The organism is Asticcacaulis solisilvae (assembly GCF_017875235.1).
GTDB classification, from domain to species: Bacteria; Pseudomonadota; Alphaproteobacteria; order Caulobacterales; family Caulobacteraceae; genus Asticcacaulis; species Asticcacaulis solisilvae_A.
The window spans coordinates 628,024-645,276 of the sequence record NZ_JAGGMI010000001.1; the positions used below are offsets into that span (position 1 = coordinate 628,024).

22 protein-coding genes are annotated in these 17,253 nt (G+C 62.9%); 6 read left to right on the top strand and 16 right to left on the bottom strand.

What is annotated here, in order from left to right:
* Positions 1–49 precede the first annotated feature (49 nt).
* Together J2X24_RS02835 and J2X24_RS02840 are read left to right on the top strand one after the other, a co-directional pair.
* Positions 50–628, top strand: coding sequence for a hypothetical protein (locus J2X24_RS02835; RefSeq protein WP_245344376.1), 579 nt, complete (start codon positions 50–52; stop codon positions 626–628).
* Between the two features lie 101 nt (positions 629–729).
* On the top strand, positions 730–1,605 hold the full coding sequence (locus J2X24_RS02840) for a hypothetical protein (RefSeq protein ID WP_209716238.1): 876 nt from the start codon (positions 730–732) through the stop codon (positions 1,603–1,605).
* A 3-nt stretch (positions 1,606–1,608) separates the two neighbouring features.
* Here J2X24_RS02840 and J2X24_RS02845 read toward each other — a convergent pair whose 3' ends face one another.
* From J2X24_RS02845 to J2X24_RS02860, 4 genes are read right to left on the bottom strand one after another with little or no spacing between them, the layout of a single operon-like run.
* Positions 1,609–2,337, bottom strand: a complete 729-nt coding sequence (locus tag J2X24_RS02845; protein ID WP_209716494.1) for a lysophospholipid acyltransferase family protein — start codon at positions 2,335–2,337, stop codon at positions 1,609–1,611.
* A gap of 22 nt (positions 2,338–2,359) precedes the next feature.
* Positions 2,360–3,046, bottom strand: coding sequence for a YdcF family protein (locus J2X24_RS02850; RefSeq protein ID WP_209716241.1), 687 nt, complete (start codon positions 3,044–3,046; stop codon positions 2,360–2,362).
* Between the two features lie 33 nt (positions 3,047–3,079).
* Positions 3,080–3,976 (bottom strand): cell division protein FtsX, encoded by an 897-nt coding sequence (locus J2X24_RS02855; protein ID WP_209716244.1) that lies wholly within the window; start codon positions 3,974–3,976, stop codon positions 3,080–3,082.
* Positions 3,973–4,728 carry a cell division ATP-binding protein FtsE gene (locus tag J2X24_RS02860; protein ID WP_209716497.1) on the bottom strand — a complete coding sequence of 252 codons (756 nt, stop codon included), beginning with the start codon at positions 4,726–4,728 and terminating at the stop codon, positions 3,973–3,975. Before J2X24_RS02860 ends, J2X24_RS02855 begins: the two co-directional genes overlap by 4 nt.
* 111 nt (positions 4,729–4,839) lie before the next feature.
* Here J2X24_RS02860 and J2X24_RS02865 point away from each other — a divergent pair, with 111 nt between their 5' ends.
* Together J2X24_RS02865 and J2X24_RS02870 are read left to right on the top strand one after the other, a co-directional pair.
* Complete coding sequence (locus J2X24_RS02865) at positions 4,840–5,925, top strand: MJ0042-type zinc finger domain-containing protein (RefSeq protein WP_245344378.1); 1,086 nt, start codon at positions 4,840–4,842, stop codon at positions 5,923–5,925.
* Between the two features lie 51 nt (positions 5,926–5,976).
* Entirely contained in the window at positions 5,977–6,516 is a 540-nt protein-coding gene (locus tag J2X24_RS02870) for a phosphoribosyltransferase (RefSeq protein WP_209716249.1), read from the top strand.
* On the opposite strand, the gene J2X24_RS02875 is transcribed toward J2X24_RS02870, so the two are convergent.
* Genes J2X24_RS02875 through argH form a run of 4 tightly spaced genes read right to left on the bottom strand, consistent with a single transcriptional unit; the run spans position 6,513 to position 10,203 of the window.
* On the bottom strand, positions 6,513–7,049 hold the full coding sequence (locus tag J2X24_RS02875; protein WP_209716252.1) for a DUF4175 family protein: 537 nt from the start codon (positions 7,047–7,049) through the stop codon (positions 6,513–6,515). The genes J2X24_RS02870 and J2X24_RS02875 overlap by 4 nt on opposite strands.
* Before the next feature lie 26 nt (positions 7,050–7,075).
* On the bottom strand, positions 7,076–8,395 hold the full coding sequence (gene lysA, locus J2X24_RS02880; RefSeq protein ID WP_209716255.1) for a diaminopimelate decarboxylase: 1,320 nt from the start codon (positions 8,393–8,395) through the stop codon (positions 7,076–7,078).
* Positions 8,396–8,407: 12 nt separating this feature from the next.
* Positions 8,408–8,773: a hypothetical protein gene (locus tag J2X24_RS02885; protein ID WP_245344379.1), complete on the bottom strand. Its 366-nt coding sequence runs from the start codon at positions 8,771–8,773 to the stop codon at positions 8,408–8,410.
* Positions 8,770–10,203: an argininosuccinate lyase gene (gene argH, locus J2X24_RS02890; RefSeq protein ID WP_209716258.1), complete on the bottom strand. Its 1,434-nt coding sequence runs from the start codon at positions 10,201–10,203 to the stop codon at positions 8,770–8,772. The genes J2X24_RS02885 and argH overlap by 4 nt, the downstream gene beginning before the upstream one ends.
* Here argH and J2X24_RS02895 point away from each other — a divergent pair.
* Complete coding sequence (locus J2X24_RS02895) at positions 10,202–10,951, top strand: TlpA family protein disulfide reductase (protein WP_209716262.1); 750 nt, start codon at positions 10,202–10,204, stop codon at positions 10,949–10,951. The two genes, argH and J2X24_RS02895, sit on opposite strands and share 2 nt — an antisense overlap.
* Here the strand turns inward: J2X24_RS02895 and J2X24_RS02900 are convergent, their stop codons facing one another.
* The 6 genes from J2X24_RS02900 to J2X24_RS02925 all read right to left on the bottom strand — a co-directional run bounded on the left by J2X24_RS02900 (position 10,952) and on the right by J2X24_RS02925 (position 15,886).
* A complete protein-coding gene (locus J2X24_RS02900) occupies positions 10,952–11,494 on the bottom strand; it encodes a hypothetical protein (RefSeq protein ID WP_209716265.1) in 543 nt (180 codons plus the stop codon).
* Between the two features lie 41 nt (positions 11,495–11,535).
* Positions 11,536–12,696 (bottom strand): DUF418 domain-containing protein, encoded by a 1,161-nt coding sequence (locus J2X24_RS02905; protein WP_209716268.1) that lies wholly within the window; start codon positions 12,694–12,696, stop codon positions 11,536–11,538.
* A 43-nt stretch (positions 12,697–12,739) separates the two neighbouring features.
* On the bottom strand, positions 12,740–13,186 hold the full coding sequence (locus tag J2X24_RS02910; RefSeq protein ID WP_209716270.1) for a hypothetical protein: 447 nt from the start codon (positions 13,184–13,186) through the stop codon (positions 12,740–12,742).
* Positions 13,186–14,061, bottom strand: coding sequence for a 3-hydroxybutyryl-CoA dehydrogenase (locus J2X24_RS02915; protein WP_209716273.1), 876 nt, complete (start codon positions 14,059–14,061; stop codon positions 13,186–13,188). The genes J2X24_RS02910 and J2X24_RS02915 overlap by 1 nt, the downstream gene beginning before the upstream one ends.
* Before the next feature lie 144 nt (positions 14,062–14,205).
* Positions 14,206–15,138 carry an electron transfer flavoprotein subunit alpha/FixB family protein gene (locus tag J2X24_RS02920; protein ID WP_209716275.1) on the bottom strand — a complete coding sequence of 311 codons (933 nt, stop codon included), beginning with the start codon at positions 15,136–15,138 and terminating at the stop codon, positions 14,206–14,208.
* 1 nt (position 15,139) lies between these two features.
* A complete protein-coding gene (locus tag J2X24_RS02925) occupies positions 15,140–15,886 on the bottom strand; it encodes an electron transfer flavoprotein subunit beta/FixA family protein (RefSeq protein WP_209716278.1) in 747 nt (248 codons plus the stop codon).
* Between the two features lie 206 nt (positions 15,887–16,092).
* On the opposite strand from J2X24_RS02925, the gene J2X24_RS02930 reads away from it, so the two are divergent.
* A complete protein-coding gene (locus tag J2X24_RS02930) occupies positions 16,093–16,341 on the top strand; it encodes a hypothetical protein (protein ID WP_209716281.1) in 249 nt (82 codons plus the stop codon).
* On the opposite strand, the gene J2X24_RS02935 is transcribed toward J2X24_RS02930, so the two are convergent.
* The gene (locus J2X24_RS02935) at positions 16,342–16,890 is read right to left on the bottom strand and encodes a cob(I)yrinic acid a,c-diamide adenosyltransferase (protein ID WP_209716284.1); all 549 of its coding nucleotides are present in this window, start codon (positions 16,888–16,890) and stop codon (positions 16,342–16,344) included. It lies immediately after the preceding gene.
* Positions 16,891–16,900: 10 nt separating this feature from the next.
* A complete protein-coding gene (locus J2X24_RS02940; RefSeq protein ID WP_209716287.1) occupies positions 16,901–17,104 on the bottom strand; it encodes a twin transmembrane helix small protein in 204 nt (67 codons plus the stop codon).
* Positions 17,105–17,253 lie beyond the last annotated feature (149 nt).

Genomic DNA, 17,253 nt, shown 5'->3' on the forward strand with positions numbered 1-17,253 from the left:
ACCTGCTTTCGGTATCGTCTCTTAACTTTTTTGGTTAGGGGAAATCTGCATGCGCATACCTGCTGCCGGATTTGCATTTGCCGCGGCCGCTCTTGCCCTTGTATCGGGCTCGGCCGTCGCTCAGGAAGTCGTCGCCTATTCAGACATGCCGGTCGCCGCCGGTGACATGGCCAAGCCCGCCCTGGCGCAGCTCAATGACGCCGCCGACAGCGCCGCCGCCCAGAAGAAAATCGACCTCTACAAGCAGCTGATGCAGTTGAACGGCGTCACGCGCGGCGTTCGTACGGCGCTGGACGCCACGAAGGCCCAGACCCGCCTGGTCGTGCTGGAACGCGCAGGCAAATCGGCCATGACGCCGGCCGAGGAAGCCCGCTACAACACCGTCGCTGACGCCGTGCTGAAGGAAACCGAGGCGAATGTGCTCGACAGCATCGCGCGCAGCCAGTCGCAGTCGTTCAGCGCCGATGAAATCCAGCAGCTGATCAACGCCAATGCGTCGGTCGCCGCCGCCAAGTATAATGCCGGCAAGTTCGTGACGGCGCAGAACAGCACGGAGGAGGTCCAGAACTATATGGTCCAGGCCGTGGTCAAGATCATCAAGACCTTCAAGGACTCGGTTGATAGCTAAAAAATACGACAGCTAAGGGGACTGCCGGGTACAGGCAGAGCGGCTGACGATTTACATCAGATATGTTCGGGGGAACCGTTTTGCGGCTCGCAGTTTTTCGTTTGCTTTTGACCGGAACGGCCATTGCCGCGCTGACCGCATCGGCGGTAAACGCCCAGACGGCCGTCGCCCCTGACCTGACGCCGCCAGCCCTCGACCTCCAGAAGTTCCTGGAGCAGAGCAAGGTCCTGCACGACAACAATCCGCAGGCGCCGGGCTCATTGACCGCGCAAGGGTCGGGCAGCGTCATGGACGTCGCCGCCGCGCCGCGCGCGGAGGTCACCCAGCCCCTGCCCAAGGCCAGCGCCGAAGCCATCGACCGCGTGCTGAGCCTAACCTCAGGGAGCATCGATGATGCGGCCGTCTCGCGCGGCCTGGCGGCTGGCAATGTCCGCGTGCCAGCCATTCCGACCATGCAGAACCTCGATCGCGCCACCGCCCGCGCGGTCGTCGAAGCCTTTCAGACGCCGGGCGGCCTGACCGCCTATGACAAGGCCCAGATCGCCGCCACGGCTTCCGCCGATCCGGACCTGGAAGAGCGCATCGCGCTGGTCCGTACCATCTACCGTGTCGACGGCACCGACGCCCTGGTCCGGCACTTCGTGTCGACCCAGCACATGCGCCTTATCATCACCGAGGTGAACAACCACGTGAACATCGCCGGTTTGTCGGATCCCGAAAAGTACCGGCTTGCCGCCATCGCCGCCGCCGCCCAGACCGAGCTGGAAGACAAGATCCTCAACATGGATGCCCGCCTGCAGGCCAATAGCCTCAGCAAGCCGGAACTCATGCAGCTGATCGCGGCCTTTGATAGCGACGCCCAGCGCAAGCTGACCGATCTGCGGCTCAAGGACGACGGCAAGCTCGACCGCCGCATCGAGCTCAACATCGCTGCCGCCCAGATCCAGATCCTTCAGCGCTTCGAAGACGGCGAATAAACCTTAACGCTGTTTAGGCGTCGCGTGTTCGGCGATCAGCCGGTTGGACTCGCTTTCAAGCCGCGCCTTCATTTCGGTCATCAGTTCACCACGCTTCATACCGGCCGGAATCGGCGGCAGGAATTCGAACACCACCGTGCCGGGCTTGCGATCGATGCCGTGCCCCGGCCAGAACTGCCCCGAATTGGTCGCCATCAGGTGGCACGGCACGTCCAGATCGCGATAGAGCGCCGCTACTCCCGGCTTATAGGCAGGATCATCGCCGACGTCCGAACGCGTCCCTTCCGGGAAGATGATGATCTGGCGGCCTTCCTTAAGGCGGTCGCGGCAGGCCGTCACCATGCCTTTCAGCGCCTTGGCGGCGTCTTCGCGCTTAATGGCCACCATGCGCGTCCGCCACGCGTACCAGCCGAGAAAAGGTAGATACATCAAGGACTGTTTGAGGACATAGGCCGGACAATCCAGCACGACGAAGGGTGCGATGGTGTCGAGCATGCTCAGGTGTTTGCCGGCAACCAGGGCCGGCCCCGATGGCCGGTGTTCCAGCCCGCGGAACTCGACCTTGACGCCGACGATCCAGCGCGCGCCAAACAGCACGCCGGCCGCCCACCAGCGGATCACGCGCATCGACGCCTTATGCGGCAGGAGCAGGACCGGCGAGCACAGGACAGCGATAAAGGCCATCGAGGCGTAGAGCCATAACATGAAGAGGAGCGACCGAAGTCGCGTAATCACAGCACGCACTTTTGGGGACTCACTTGGCTTGGGCCGCCTGTGAGGATGCAGCAAGGCTGGCGGCGGCGCCGTCTTCCGAACCGGCTTCGACCTTGTTATGCGCGCCCTTGTCCCCGAAAGCACGCGAAATCGACAGGATGAAGTCGCGGCCAAGGATGGCGAGGTACTTGGTATATTCCAGGACCAGCAGACGCGTGCCCTTCGGCGACTTCCACCACTTGCGCGTATCGAGATCCGGCGACTGCACCGGGAAGGCGACGAACTCGGCGTCCGGCATGTCGGCCTTAAGTTCCAGCAGCGAGCGCGGCATATGGTAGTCGGAGGTGACGACGATCAGCTTGTAGAAGTCGTGGCCGCGCGCCCAGTCAGCGATCTCGCGGGCATTGCCGACGGTGTTTTCAGCCTCGTAGCCCAGGTCGACGCAGCATTCATAGAGACGCCTGGAACCTTCGGTCACGTTCAGCAGTTCGGCGCGCTTGACCTCGCGGTTGACGCCGGAAATGAACAGGCGTTGGCCCTTGCGCCGCTCCAGCAGGCGCATGCCCTCCTTGAGACGCATGTCCGAGGCGCCGGTCAGGACGACGATGGCGTCGGCGGGCTGTTCCGGGTCGATGGCAGGCGTCGAGTCGATGACCCGGCCGGCAAAGGCGAACAGGCCCGCCAGCCACACCAAAAGCACCACACCGATAGCGATCAATGGCCGCATAGGTTTAACGCCCTCTCCCCTTCGTCAACCTGTTCACGAACGACCCAGCAGGCGCAGGGTCACCAGTCTGGCGGTGACCATGGCGATCATGGCGACCAGAACCGGGCAAGGTATTAATACTAACAGGTCATGCCACGAAAAGGGAAGAGCCATTGCGAAGCTTTGCGACGGACCGGTCACCTTTATTAACGCCATGACGATCGCCGCCGCCGCTGATCCCAAAAGGCCTGATTCGAAGGCCATGCGGGCGAAGCGGTATTGGAAGCGTTCGGCGATGAAGGTGTCGGTCGCCCCGCACAGCGACAGGACCTCGACAACATCACCGCGCGCCGCCAGCCCCGCCCGTGTCGCAAAGGCCACCACAGCGGCGGCGGCCGAGCCAATCATCAGGAAAATGCCAAGGAAGATCAATCGGATGATCAGAGCGCTTTTCTCGATATCCTTGAGCCACACCGAATGGTCGTCAAGCGTCGCATCGATATTGGCATTGGCCAGCGCGTCCATCATGGCGCGCGGCTTGGCCGGGCTTTTGGGTGTCAGCTTAACCTCGACCAGGTTGGGGATGGGCAGGTCGTCCAGCACCACATCGCCCAGCCACGGTTTTAACAGGTCCTTGGCGCGCTCGGGTTCAATGGCGCGGGCCTCTTCGACCCCTTTGACGCCGGCCAGGACCTCGGCGGCGGCGGCGGCGGCGACCGAGCCGCTTTCAAGGCCCGTCGGCCGAACCTGGATGGTGACCTCGGCGCGGATGTCGCGCGCCCAGCCCTGCGCCGCGCGGTCCGACGCGATGACGATCAGCAGCGCCATGCACGACAGGAAACACAGGAAACCAATAACGTAGTGCAGCGCGACCTCGCGCTCGTCCTGCGACGGCAGAAGGGTACGCGCGCCGGTCTCCCTGGTACGCCACAGACGGGCCAGCCCGATCATCCCTCACCTCCCGTCGGCCGGGGGGTGCGCAAGTCGCGGCGGTACAGTTCGCCGCCCTTAAGTTCCAGCACGGGCATGCCCGAGGCGCGCACCAGGCTTTCGTCGTGGGTCGCGATCAGCACGGTCGCGCCCAGCCGGTTGAGCTCGATGAACAGGCGCATGATCCGCATGCCCATGGCGTAGTCGATATTGCCCGTCGGCTCGTCGGCCAGGATCAGGGTCGGGCGCGTCACGACGGCGCGGGCAATGGCCAGGCGCTGCTTTTCGCCGCCGGACAGGATGTGCGGCATGGCGTCGAGGCGATGGCTCAGCCCCACCCAGGTCAGAAGCTCCGAGACGTCCTCATGGTACTGCTTGCGCGACTGGCCGTGGACGACCAGCGGCAGGGCGGCGTTGTCGAAAACGTTCAGGTGTTCGAGCAGGCGGAATTCCTGAAAAACTATGCCTAACCGCCGGCGGAGAGTCGCGCTCTGCAGACGGTCGCCCGGGCGGATGGTTTCGCCGAACAGGGCGATCTCGCCGGACGACGGAGTCTGCGCCAGATAGATCATCTTGAGCAGCGAAGTCTTGCCCGCGCCGGACGGTCCGGTCAGGAAGTGAAACGATCCGGCGGGAAGCTGAAAGTTCAGCGATTTCAATATCAAAGGGTCGTCCGTCGACGCCATGTTGCCGTAACCCAGACTGACATCGCGGAAATCGACCACGGTGTTCCCGGCGGGGGCGATACGGCTGTCTTCGGGGCTTGGAGTCATCGGCAAGGGACGCGCTTCCGGCGGCTTGATCAGTTGTTAAGACTTTTGGGTGAATAAGGTTAAGAAGCCGTGTCACGAACGCGGCAAATATAGTTCTTCGCACCCTCGCCCATGATCCTCAGCTGCCCAAATTGCGCAACGCAATACAAGGTGAACGAAGCCGCCATCGGCCTTCGGGGACGCACCGTGCGCTGCACCGCCTGCAAGACGACGTGGCACGCCGAAACGCCGATCGACCTGCGCTATTCCGAAGGCCGTGCAAAGGACGAACTGGAACTCAAGGAAGAGGCGCCCAAGACCAAGGAAGAGCTGTTCCAGGTCAAGGCCAAGAAGCTGCCCGGCAAGTACCGTGCCATGCTTGAGGACAAGAAGCGGCTGCGCGCCCTGGCCATCGAAGGCATGGTCTGGGGCGGTCTCGCCGCCGTGGCCATCGCGACCTTCGTTCTGGCCTATGTGCTGCGCGTCGATATCGTCAAAGCCTTCCCGCGCATTGCCGGCGCCTATGCCATGGTCGGTCTCAAGGTCAATCCGACCCACCTGCAGTTCGAAAAGCACACGGCCGAGGTCGCCTTCAAGGGCGGCCGCTTTGTCGTGACGGTGAAGGCCCAGATCAAGAACCTGAGCAACAAGGCCGTGCCGGTGCCGCCGGTGCGCGTCACCCTTTACGATTCGACGCAAAACCCCTTCGATTCGGTGCTGATGCCGCCGGGCGACCTGATGGTGGCGCCGCACGCCGTCCAGACCCTGACTTTCGACGTCGCCGACCCGCGTAATCTCGTCTCGACGCTCGACCTCAAGTTTGACCTCGAAGCCATGAACGCGATGAAGTCGGGCAAGGGCCTTAAAGGCGGACACGGCAAAGAGGACGGTCACGGCGAAGCCGCCGGTCATGGCGACGAAGTCGGCCACGACGCCCCTGCGGAACACGCCGAAGCCGCCGGCGATCACGCCACGCCCGCGGCCGGGCACGGTCACGATGCGCCTGCCGATGCCCATGGCGCGCCTGCGGCCGGTGCCGAAGGCCACGCCGCGCAAGCCCCCGATGCGCATGCCGTCGATCCACACGGTGCGCCGGCCGCCCCACTGGCAACGCAACCGGCGCCTGCGCTACGTTTGGCCCAGCCGACCTCGGCCCACAGCCTGGCGCCCGCGAAGAAGACCGAAAGCCATGCTCCGGCCGCCACAGGTCACCACTAAACGCGCTTAAACGCGCTTGCCTTCCAGCGGGCATCATGAAAAAGCTCGCAGATGACCAACATCTCCATGCCGACCGTCCTGCTGACCGAAGACGAGGTGCGCGACCGCGTTGACGGCGTCGCACGAGAGATAGCCAAACGTCTGCGGCCCGACTGCGTCGGCGTCTGTCTTTTGACCGGCGGCATCTGGTTCGCCGCCGACCTGACCCGCGCCCTGTTTCGACTCGGCCATAACCTGGCGTTCGACGCCCTCTGGCTGTCCTCCTATGGCGATGGCCGTGAAAGCGGCACGCTTCTGATCCGCGCGCCGTTACAGCGCCCCGTCGAAGGCCGCCAGGTGCTGATTATCGACGACGTGCTCGATACCGGAAAGTCGTTGACGATCGCCGCTGACATTTGCCGCGAGGCCGGCGCCACCGAGGTGCTGACGGCGGTCTTCGCGCGCAAGCCCGATCCGGCGCAGGACGGCCAGCCGCGCCAGACCGACGTCGATTTCGCGGCCTGGGAAGCCCCTAACCGCTACCTGGTCGGTTACGGGCTGGACAGCGGCGGCCATTACCGCGCCCTGCCCTATATCGGCGCCATGGATTAGTTGGACGCCAACGTCGTATCGACGAAGGTCCTGGCCGCATCGAACGGCAGGAAGCCGCCCACGACCTGGCTTACCGGGACGGGGCCGAAGATCAGGAAGCCCAGCATTGCCGCCACCAGCGCCACGAAGCGCAGGGCGAAAGGATCGGCCGCCGCGATCCCGGCCTTGGCCTTGCCGATGCGCAACTGCGGCTGCGATATCTCATGGCGCATGGCCAGCAGGCGTTCCGGCTTGACGCCGTTGTCGACCGCCAGGCGGGTATTGACCTCGGTGAAGGTCGGGTTACGGAAGCGCAAGGCGGCGCGTACCGACGCCACGCCCGCCACCACCAGGCCTGCGCTCAAAACCGCCAGATGCGCCAGTTGCGGCAGATGCAGGAACAGGCCCCACTGCGCGGCGACGGCGACCAGCATGACGAACAGGACGAAGGGAAATACGGCGGGCAGGACCCGCTCCCAGACCATGACGGTCCGGGTCCAGAACAGGGCGCGGCTAAGGTTCGAGAGCGAAGAAGGTCTCTTAACCGACGACATGACGACTGCTTCCCCCTTCATCATATTCACGCGGATACGGCACGCGGCGCCGGCGCAAACCAGGCCGGAATGGCTTCGTCGGCCATCATCTGCTCGTAACTCGGCCGAGCACGCACGACGGACCAATCCGCGTCACGCACCAACACCTCAGGGGCGAGCGGACGGGTATTGTATTCGCTTCCCATGACGGCCCCGTAGGCGCCAGCGGTCATGAAGGCGACGAGATCATTGGCCTTCAGCGCCGGCAGGGCGCGGTCGCGGCTGAAGGTGTCGCCGGTTTCACACACGGGACCAACCACGTCGTACACTTCCGTGGCCTCGCCCTCAGGCGCCGCCACCGGGCGGATGTCGTGATAGGCGTCGTAAAGCGCCGGGCGCAGCAGGTCGTTCATGGCGGCGTCGAGCACCAGGAACTTCTGGCCGGAATCGGCGCGTTCATGGACGTGGATGACGCGCGAGATCAGCACGCCGGCATTGGCGGCGATCAGCCGGCCGGGCTCGAACGTATAGCGGACATCGAGATTGCCGACGGTCAGGGCGACCATCTCGGCAAAGTCCTGCGGGCTCGGCGGTTCTTTCTGATTGAAATAGGGCACGCCCAGGCCGCCACCGAGGTCAAGGCGTTCGACGCTGAGACCACTCGCCCGAAGATCCTCGACCCAGCCCTTCATGCGCGAGAAGGCCGACTGCATCGGCGTCAGGTCGGTGATCTGCGAGCCGATATGACAGGCAATGCCCATGGGCGCGATATGCTTTTGGGCGGCTGCCTCGGCATAGATGCGCAGGGCTTCTTCGGCCGAGACGCCGAACTTGTCGCGGGCGCCGCCCGTGGTGATCTTGGCATGGCCGCCCGAGCCGACGCCCGGATTGATGCGGATAACGATCGGCGCGACCATGTCGAGCGAGGCGGCGACCTTTGCCAGCCGCTCCAGTTCGGGCGCCGATTCGACGTTCAACTGATAGATGCCGCTTTTCAGCGCGAACGCCATTTCGGCATCGGTCTTGCCGACGCCGGAAAAGACTATCTTGTGCGCCGGGATACCGGCCTTGAGCGCCTTGCGGATTTCACCTTCCGAAACTGTGTCGGCGCCGCAGCCCCGGGCAGCGAGCGTCGTCAGCACGGCCAGGTTCGAATTGGCCTTCATGGCATAGGCGACGAGCGGGCTCTCACCCTTGGGGTTTTTCAACGCGGGCTGGGCATCGAGCGCGCCGGCAAAGATCGCGTAATGCCGCTCAAGCGTCGCCGAACTGTAGACATAGGCCGGCGTGCCCACTTCGCGCGCGATGTCGCTCAGCGACACCCCTTCGCAATGCAGATCCCCGTCGCGGTACTCGAAGTGGTTCATTTCAAAGACGGCTTACTTGTTCGGATTGTTGTTGTCGACGCGCGCGGCATTGCCGAAGCCTTCCAGCGGCGCGTCCTGAACCTTGGTGTTGTTCGTATAGTAATCGGACGCGGTCGGACGGGCATTCTTGTCCGGCTTGGCGCGTTCGGTTTCACGCTTGGCATTCGTGTCGTCGAGCGTGGCCGTATCGCCGCCAGCGGCATTCTTCGTCACTTCCGGCCCCGAAGACGACGAGGCGGACACCGCGCCGCGGCCGAACAAAGGCGGCGCCTGCTCAAGGGTGCCGAGCTTGCCGCAGGCGCTTAAAGACGACGCCGCGATCAAAACGGCGCCCAGGGCCAGGGTCGTGACAAGACGGGTTTTGACGGGCGTCATCATGAGCGAATTTCCTTCCAGCGCTGGATTTGCAGCCTGACCTGATCCGGCGCCGTGCCGCCATAGGACTGGCGGGAAGCGGCCGAGGCTTCGGGTGTTAACACCTTATACACATCATCCGTGATCCTGGCTTCCAGATTTTGCAGGTCCGCCAAGGGAAGTTGCGCCAAATCCACACCCCGCCCGTCGGCCAGCTTGACCGCCGCACCGGTAATATGGTGCGCATCACGAAACGGAATGTTCAGTGTACGGACCAACCAATCGGCCAGGTCCGTTGCGGTGGAAAAGCCCGCGCCGGCGGCCGCGCGCATTTTTTCGGTATTGGCGTCAAGATCCAATACCATTCCCGTCATGGCCCTAAGCGCCAGGTCAAGCGCGTCAAAGGCTTCGAAAACCGGCGGTTTGTCTTCCTGCATGTCCTTGGAATAGGCCAGCGGCAGGCCCTTCATAACGGTCGTCAGCGCGATCAGCGCGCCATTGATGCGTCCGGTCTTGGCGCGCACCAGTTCGGCGGCGTCAGGGTTGCGCTTCTGCGGCATGATCGACGATCCGGTCGAGAAGCTGTCCGACAGCTTCACGAAGCCGAACTGCGGCGTCGTCCAGATGACGATTTCCTCGGCCAGGCGCGACAGGTGGCCGGCGCAGATGGCGGCATGGCTCAGGGATTCCAGCGCGAAGTCGCGCGCCGATACGCCATCCAGCGAATTGCCCATCGGCCGGTCGAAGCCCAGAGCTTTGGATGTCGCGAAGCGGTCGATCGGAAACGGCGAACCGGCCAGGGCAGCGGATCCCAGCGGGTTTTCATTCATGCGGTTGCGCGCGTCGATGAAGCGCGAGCGGTCGCGGCCGAACATTTCGACATAGGCCATCAGGTGATGGCCGAAGGTCACCGGCTGGGCGGGCTGAAGGTGGGTGAAGCCCGGCATCAGGGCGTCGGCATACTGTTCGGCGCGCTGCAAAAGGGCGGCCTGCAGGTCGCTGAGCTGGCCGACCGTGCGGTCCACCGTTTCGCGCACCCACAGGCGGAAATCGGTCGCCACCTGGTCGTTGCGCGAGCGCGCGGTGTGCAGGCGGCCGGCGGCCGGTCCCACCAGTTCGCGCAGGCGCGCCTCGACATTCATGTGAATGTCTTCATATTCGTGGCGGAAAGGAAACACGCCGGACTGAATTTCCTCTTCGATCGTATCCAGTCCGGTTGCGATTGTTTTGGCATCGTCAAAACTTATGATACCTTGCGCCGCGAGCATGGCGCAGTGCGCGCGGGAACCGGCTAGGTCCTGGCGCCACAGGCGTTTGTCGACATCGATGGAAACATTGATGGCTTGCATGATTTCATCGGGCCGGGCGCTGAACCGTCCGCCCCACATGTCCTGGCCCTGCGAATTGACGCGCGCGGGAGTCTGGGGGGCCTTCGCGTCGGAATGATCGGTCATGGATAACCCTTTGGATAATGACGGTTTGGCGGCTCAACCCGCGCCGAAGCCCGCACCGGTAAGCGCGGCCGACACGCCTATAGCCGAGGCCAAGCCCGAACCCAAGGGGCATGGCGGTGGAAAACCGCCGAAAAAGCGCGCCAATACGTGGCTCTATGTCGCCATTGTCGCCGTGGTGCTGGCGGCGGCCGGTGGCGGCGCCTTCTATTTCGCAACCAACATGAAACTGCCCGACCAGGTCAAGGCCGGTCCGTCGGAAGAGGCCGCGGGCCCGCTGAAAGGCTACGCCACGGGCTCGATTGCCCATCTGGTGACCTATGCCGACCGCCGGACCGTCGCCGACGTGCCGTTCGTCGATCGCGACCGCAAGCCGGTGAAGCTGTCCGACTTCAAGGGCCAGGTCGTGGTGCTGAACGTCTGGGCGACGTGGTGCGCGCCCTGCCGCTTCGAAATGCCGACCCTGGCCAATCTCCAGCGCGACTATGCCGGCAAGGGCGTGAAAGTCCTGCCGCTCAGCGTCGACGAGGAGCCCAAGTTCAACGACGTCAAGTCTTTCATTGACGTGCAGGAACCGCTGGAAGTCTATGTCGATACCAAGTTCGAGGCCCCGACCAAGCTGCAGGTCCAGGGTATGCCGGCGACGCTGATCATCGACAAGCAGGGCCGCGCCGTGGCGCGTCTCGACGGCGAAGCGACCTGGGACACGCCCGAAGTCAAGGCGCTGATCGACAAACTGCTGGCGGAGTAGTTATTCGCCGCGTTTGATGCGATTAGCCTTGCGGATTTTACATACGTCCCGAAGTCGCGAGACGGTCGGATAGCCATCAGGAAAATCAGACGAGAAGCTTGAATGGGACAGGCAGATTGCCAGGTCCCAGGCCTCGTCGTCGCTACTTGCTTCAGGCCTTAAGCGGGAGGCGGCTAAAGGCAGATAGGTAACCGGTCTTTCGCTACCTAACCTGACATAGGCGTGGTCACAGTAGAATGCGATGGTGTTGCGCCTGTCCCAACTGCTAAATGCAATCCTATTGGCCAACCACTGGAAATTACTTTCGAGCGTTCGGCTGTTCTGATGGAAGGTCGCGCGCTCATGCCAGAGACGCATATGAACGGCTTTCCCAAAATCGTGCTCTCGCTCGAGTGCGGAATTGGTCCTGTCGATATCAGCCAACGGGCAACTGCTAGTGGCGGCATAGTCCGGAGAGCTCCACAACAGAGTGACAAACCAGATCGCCAGCGCACAAATCGGCACTGCCACGCATACCGCAACAATCTTGATAAGGCGCTTCATGTGATCAGGAACGCACGACCTTGCCCTTCCGTCAACGCCGGTTACCTCCCGATCGACACCAGCCGCTGCTGGGTCAGGCTGCGCCACAGCCATTCGAACGGCCCATAGCGGAAGACCGACATCCAGGCGGTCGAAACGACCAGCTGCGCGATCCAGATCGTCACCACGATCGGCATCAGCGCCGCCATATTCATCTGGCCGAACCACGGCAGCCCCCAGGCCTCCGACAGGGCCACCGGCGCCCGCCCCCCAAAGAACAGCGACGTCATGACCAGCGACTGGACCAGATAGTTGGTGAAGGCCATCTTGCCCGCGCATTGCAATGGGTAGAGCAGCAGGCGCAGCGGCCCGACCTTCAGCAGCAGCATCAGCAGGCTGGCATAGCCAAGCGATATGAAGACCGGCGTCAGGCTGGTGACGAAATGATAGACAGCGGCGAAATCGGTGGCGCTATAGCCCGCCATGAGGAAACGCAATTGCACCGTTGCCGTCGCCACCAGGCAGACCGCGCCGACCATGACCGCCATCCCATAGACCCAGATGGGCGCGTCGCCCTTGAGGAAGCCCGACTTGAACAGGCCTAGCCCGATCATCATCAGGCCGAGCGTCACCGGCAGATAGACGATGATCTCGGCAACGATCAGCCCGGTCCACTGCTGAAAATTGCCCTCTATTCCGCCCCAGAAACCCGACCGCACCAGCGCCACCAGCCCATCGACACTGGTCCGGGGCGTATCGATCTGCTGGGTGACGAGCGCCGAAACGTATTCGAGCAGGGTCATGCCCGTAATGCTGACGCCATAGACAACCATGCCGGTGACCAGCAGCCTGCGTGCGGGCCAGTCGCGCCACTGCATGAAGACGAGCCCCGTGAGGGCATAGAGCAGCAGGATATCGCCATGCCAGATCAGCGCGCCATGGATCAGACCAAAAATCGCCAGCCAGATCAGGCGGCGGCGCGGCGCCTTCGGATCACTTTCGCCGACCAGGAACAGGCTGGCGCCGAACAGTAGCGAGAACAGGGTGACGAACTTTTCGCGCGCGAAGGTTTCGACAAAAAAATAGGCAAGGCCGTCATTCGAGGTCAGCGGCACGGGTGACAGAGTGGGATTGCCATAGACCGCCAGCGGCTGGGCGAAATCCAGCGCATTGACGATCAGGATGCCAAGAATGCTCAGGCCCCGGATCGTGTCCAGGCTCACCCATCTCCGCGGCCTGTCCATGCCCCTTGCCCTCTTGTCGGTCTCAGGCCACGCTACGCTTCAAAGCCACCGTCTGCAACAGGATCGCCGACGGTATGGCCAGGACGAGCTGCGCGAGGACCATCAGTCCGCCGAAAATGAAAAAGGACGAAAACAGTTCCTGCGTCGCCTGGCCGCCATCCAGCACCGTGAACTTGATGAAGGCGACGGCGCTGCCCAGTACGGTGACGAACAGCGCGCACCCGAGGACCAGCAACACGGCGTGCAGGCGCGACGGCGGCGGATTGATCCACCACATGGCAATCGCCCCGATCATCCACATCAACGCCAGGATCATCTGGCCCTGCGCCGCCGATACCGCCTGGCTGTCGCCGAAGACCAGCCGGGCCACGAACCACATGGTCCCGTGCAGGACAAGCGCCAGGAAGACGGCCGTGATGTTCCACGTCGTCACCGGCTTTCGGAATTCCAGCGGAGCGCTTTGGGCCATCAGCGTGTCGGAACGGGCTTCTCGCCGCGATAGTCGTAAAAGCCTCGACCGACCTTGCGGCCCAGCCAGCCGGCCTCGACATACTTCACCAGCAGCGGGCACGGACGATACTTGCTGTCCGACAGGCCTTCATAGAGGACGTTCATGACCGCCAAAACCGTATCCAGCCCGATAAAGTCGGCCAGTTCCAGCGGCCCCATCGGGTGGTTGGTGCCGAGCTTCATGCCGGTGTCGATGGCTTCGACCGTGCCGACGCCTTCGTACAGCGTATAGATCGCTTCGTTGATCATCGGGATCAGGATGCGATTGACGATAAAGGCCGGGAAGTCCTCGGAGTTCGCGGTCGTCTTGCCGAGGCTGCGGGCAAAGGCGACCGCCGCGGCATAGGTTTCCGGTTCGGTGGCGATGCCGCGGATGATCTCGACCAGCTTCATGATCGGCACCGGGTTCATGAAGTGCAGGCCGATGAACCGGCCCGGCCGGTCGGTGGCCGCCGCCAGGCGGGTGATCGAGATCGATGAGGTGTTGGACGCCAGCATGGCTTCGGGCTTCAGGTGCTCGCATACCGACCTGAAGATGGCGTTCTTGACCTGCTCGTTTTCGGTCGCGGCTTCGATGACCAGGTCGCAGTCCGACAGTTCCTGAACCGAGGCCGCCGGTGTCAGGCGGGTAAGCGCGGCCTTGGCGTCGTCAGCCGAGATCGTCTCTTTCTCGACCAGGCGGTTGATACCTTTTTCAATGCGCTCGAAGGCCTTTTTGACAGCGTCGGCCGACTGATCGAACAGGACGACCGCATAGCCCGACTGGGCGCAGACCTGGGCGATCCCCGCGCCCATCTGACCGGCGCCGATAATGCCGACTGATTTGATGTCCATGGCGGAATCCTTACAAATGAAAGCGCTTTGATTTGGGATAGGACGCATTATTGCGCAATGCAATATGAAAAGCAGTAAGTGATCACACCTCCCCGGATTACCGGAGAGGTGTGAGACATCAACCTGCTATTGGGATAGCGGGAATTACCCTAGGGCGCCCATCAACGCCGGGATGGCGGTCTTGTAATCTTCGACCAGACCATAGTCGGCAATGCTGAAGATCGGCGCTTCCGGATCCTTGTTGATGGCCACGATGACCTTCGAATCCTTCATGCCAGCCAGGTGCTGGATGGCGCCGGAAATGCCAACAGCGATATAGAGACCGGGCGCGACGACCTTGCCGGTCTGGCCGACCTGATAGTCGTTCGGCGCATAGCCGGCATCAACGGCGGCGCGCGACGCGCCAACGGCGGCGCCGAGCTTGTCGGCCAGCGGATCGATGACCGCCTTGAACTCTTCCGCCGAGCCCAGCGCCCGGCCGCCCGAGACGACAATCTTGGCAGCGCCCAGTTCCGGACGGTCGGACACGACCTTTTCTTCACCGATAAAGCGCGTCCCGTCCGCAGCCGCCGGTGCCGCCACCGTTTCGACCGCGGCCGAACCGCCCTCGCCGGCCGCCCTGAAGGCGGTCGTGCGCACGGTCAGGACCTTTTTGGCTTCACTGGTCTGGACGGTTTCCAGGGCGTTGCCGGCGTAGATTGGGCGCACAAACGTGTTGGCATCGACGACCTCGATGACGTCCGACAGCAGCGACACGTCAAGCAGGGCGGCAACGCGCGGCGCGAAGTTCTTACCCGAGGCCGAAGCCGGGATGGCCACGGCATCGTAACCACCGGCGAGACCGTTGATCAAGGCCGCCACGTCTTCGGCGATCTCGGCCTTCAGGCCGGCCGACTGCGACAGCAGGACCTTGCGCACACCGTCGATCTTCGCGGCGGCATCAGCTACGCCCTGGGCGCCGTCGCCGTAGACCAGCACGTCGACCTCACCCGACAGGGCCTTGGCCGCCGTCACGGTCTTATGCGTCGTGTCGCGCAGGTGCGCGCCGTCGTGATCCGCAATAACCAGTACCGCCATATCAGAGCACTCCCGCCGACTTGAGGCTAGCGACCAGTTCGGCCGCATCCTTGACCTTTACACCCGCGCCGCGCTTGGGCGGCTCGGTGACCCTGACCACTTTCAGACGCGGCGTGACATCGACGCCGTAGTCGGCGACCGTCTTCATGTCGAGCGGCTTCTTCTTGGCCTTCATGATGTTGGGCAGAGACGCATAGCGCGGCTCATTGAGGCGCAGGTCGGTCGTGACCACCGCCGGCAGCTTGACGACCAGCGTCTGCAGACCGCCATCGACTTCACGCGTGACTTGCGCCTCGCCGTTTTCGACGACGACCTTCGAGGCGAAGGTCGCCTGCGGCCAGCCCAAAAGCGTCGACAGCATCTGTCCCGTGGCGTTGTTGTCGCCGTCGATGGCCTGTTTGCCCATGATGACCAGGTCGGGATTTTCCTGTTCGACCACGGCCTTCAGCAGCTTGGCGACCGCCAGAGGCTCGACATCGACATCGGTCTGGATGAGGATGCCGCGATCGGCGCCGATCGTCAGGGCCGTGATGATCGTGTCTTTCGCCTGCGCTGGCCCGATGGAGACGGCGACAATCTCGGTGGCGACGCCCTTTTCCTTCAGGCGGGTCGCTTCTTCGACGGCGATTTCGTCGAACGGGTTCATCGACATCTTGACGTTGGACAGGTCGACGCCCGACTGGTCAGCCTTGACGCGGACCTTGACGTTGTAGTCCAGAACCCGTTTGACGGGCACGAGTATCTTCATGACGTTACCTCTGTTTCCAGGCCTTTCGGCCTTTCCTGCAGCCTTAACAAAAGTTGACGTTCGCGTCAATATACGCGGTTGGGCCGATAAGTGACGCTCGACGCGCGCAATGTCAATCATCCGCTTGCATATCAGGCCAAAAGCATTGTCTTCGCGGTGGGATTGGCGCATAACCGGCCGCAGTATCCCGCCAGTTCGCAAGGCTCATGAAAAGCTATATCCCGTACCTGAAATACATCTTCCTGGGCGTGTTCCTCGTCGCCTCGACCGGCGTCGCGGCCTATGACTTCCTTTATACCAAGCCGAAGAAGAAGTGCGACGCGACCGCCAAGTGGTGGTCGGACAAGGACTGGAAGTGCTATACGCCCGTGAACATTACGAACTTCACCCAGCGGCCGATCGAAACCGCGACGGATAAGGCGGCGCCGGCGGCCGCTACGGCCGAAAAGAAATAATCACTTAGACGGCACCCATAGAACGTCGCCCCGGCCAAGATCGTTGGCGTGCCGCGCCAGGACGAACAAAAGGTCCGACAGGCGGTTCAGGTACTTCATCACGTCCGGATTGACCGGCTCAATCATGGCGACCGTATCGCGCTCGGCGCGGCGGACAATGGTGCGCGCCATATGCAGATACGCGCTTAGGGGCGTTCCCGCCGGCAGGATGAACGACGTCAGCGGCGACAGTTCGGCATTATGGGAATCCAGCGCGGCTTCGAGGGCATCGACCTGATGCGCCTTGATGCGCAGGGGCGTCCATGACACGTCGTCCGAGGGTGTGGCCAGATCCGCGCCGAGATCGAACAGGTCGTTCTGGACGCGCGCCAGCAGCGCATCTACGCCCTCTGCGGCATAAAGCCGCGCCACTCCGATGGCGGCATTGGCTTCATCGACGCTGCCGATGGCGGCCAGTCGCGCGTCGGACTTCGGCCTGCGCGAGCCATCGGCCAGACCAGTCGTGCCGTCGTCGCCGGTGCGGGTATAGATCTTGTTGAGCTTGACCAAGGACTTACGGCTATTTGCCGTGCTGCCAGGCCCAGGCCAGCGCGATCAGCAGGACGATGGCAATGCCCTGCGCCATGACGCGCCAGCGCATCAGCCTGTTGCCCCACTTGGCGTTAAACTCGCCGCCGCGCACCATGCCGAAGATTCCTGTGAACAGGATTCCGGCCACGGCCAGCATGGCAATCAACGCCAGGATGAAAAGAAAAGTACTCATGACGCCTCTATTCCCCTTTCGCGCGTAAATGTCGAGACCTATATGGTAACCGCAGCCCACAATATCTCGAAATGGCACGAAGTCATTGAATTAAGGCGAGATTACGTCACAAAAAATTCGACGGTTGCGGATTGCGCCAGCGTTTGGCC

Excerpts from the sequence above, each read along its gene's own strand:
- J2X24_RS02835 (WP_245344376.1), top strand. The coding sequence starts at position 50 with ATGCGCATACCTGCTGCCGGATTTGCATTTGCCGCGGCCGCTCTTGCC.
- J2X24_RS02850 (WP_209716241.1), bottom strand. The coding sequence starts at position 3,046 with ATGCGGCCATTGATCGCTATCGGTGTGGTGCTTTTGGTGTGGCTGGCG.
- J2X24_RS02855 (WP_209716244.1), bottom strand. The coding sequence starts at position 3,976 with ATGATCGGGCTGGCCCGTCTGTGGCGTACCAGGGAGACCGGCGCGCGT.
- J2X24_RS02860 (WP_209716497.1), bottom strand. The coding sequence starts at position 4,728 with ATGACTCCAAGCCCCGAAGACAGCCGTATCGCCCCCGCCGGGAACACC.
- J2X24_RS02865 (WP_245344378.1), top strand. The coding sequence starts at position 4,840 with ATGATCCTCAGCTGCCCAAATTGCGCAACGCAATACAAGGTGAACGAA.
- J2X24_RS02870 (WP_209716249.1), top strand. The coding sequence starts at position 5,977 with ATGACCAACATCTCCATGCCGACCGTCCTGCTGACCGAAGACGAGGTG.
- J2X24_RS02875 (WP_209716252.1), bottom strand. The coding sequence starts at position 7,049 with ATGTCGTCGGTTAAGAGACCTTCTTCGCTCTCGAACCTTAGCCGCGCC.
- lysA (WP_209716255.1), bottom strand. The coding sequence starts at position 8,395 with ATGAACCACTTCGAGTACCGCGACGGGGATCTGCATTGCGAAGGGGTG.
- J2X24_RS02885 (WP_245344379.1), bottom strand. The coding sequence starts at position 8,773 with ATGATGACGCCCGTCAAAACCCGTCTTGTCACGACCCTGGCCCTGGGC.
- J2X24_RS02895 (WP_209716262.1), top strand. The coding sequence starts at position 10,202 with ATGGATAACCCTTTGGATAATGACGGTTTGGCGGCTCAACCCGCGCCG.
- argH (WP_209716258.1), bottom strand. The coding sequence starts at position 10,203 with ATGACCGATCATTCCGACGCGAAGGCCCCCCAGACTCCCGCGCGCGTC.
- J2X24_RS02900 (WP_209716265.1), bottom strand. The coding sequence starts at position 11,494 with ATGAAGCGCCTTATCAAGATTGTTGCGGTATGCGTGGCAGTGCCGATT.
- J2X24_RS02910 (WP_209716270.1), bottom strand. The coding sequence starts at position 13,186 with ATGGCCCAAAGCGCTCCGCTGGAATTCCGAAAGCCGGTGACGACGTGG.
- J2X24_RS02915 (WP_209716273.1), bottom strand. The coding sequence starts at position 14,061 with ATGGACATCAAATCAGTCGGCATTATCGGCGCCGGTCAGATGGGCGCG.
- J2X24_RS02920 (WP_209716275.1), bottom strand. The coding sequence starts at position 15,138 with ATGGCGGTACTGGTTATTGCGGATCACGACGGCGCGCACCTGCGCGAC.
- J2X24_RS02925 (WP_209716278.1), bottom strand. The coding sequence starts at position 15,886 with ATGAAGATACTCGTGCCCGTCAAACGGGTTCTGGACTACAACGTCAAG.
- J2X24_RS02930 (WP_209716281.1), top strand. The coding sequence starts at position 16,093 with ATGAAAAGCTATATCCCGTACCTGAAATACATCTTCCTGGGCGTGTTC.
- J2X24_RS02940 (WP_209716287.1), bottom strand. The coding sequence starts at position 17,104 with ATGAGTACTTTTCTTTTCATCCTGGCGTTGATTGCCATGCTGGCCGTG.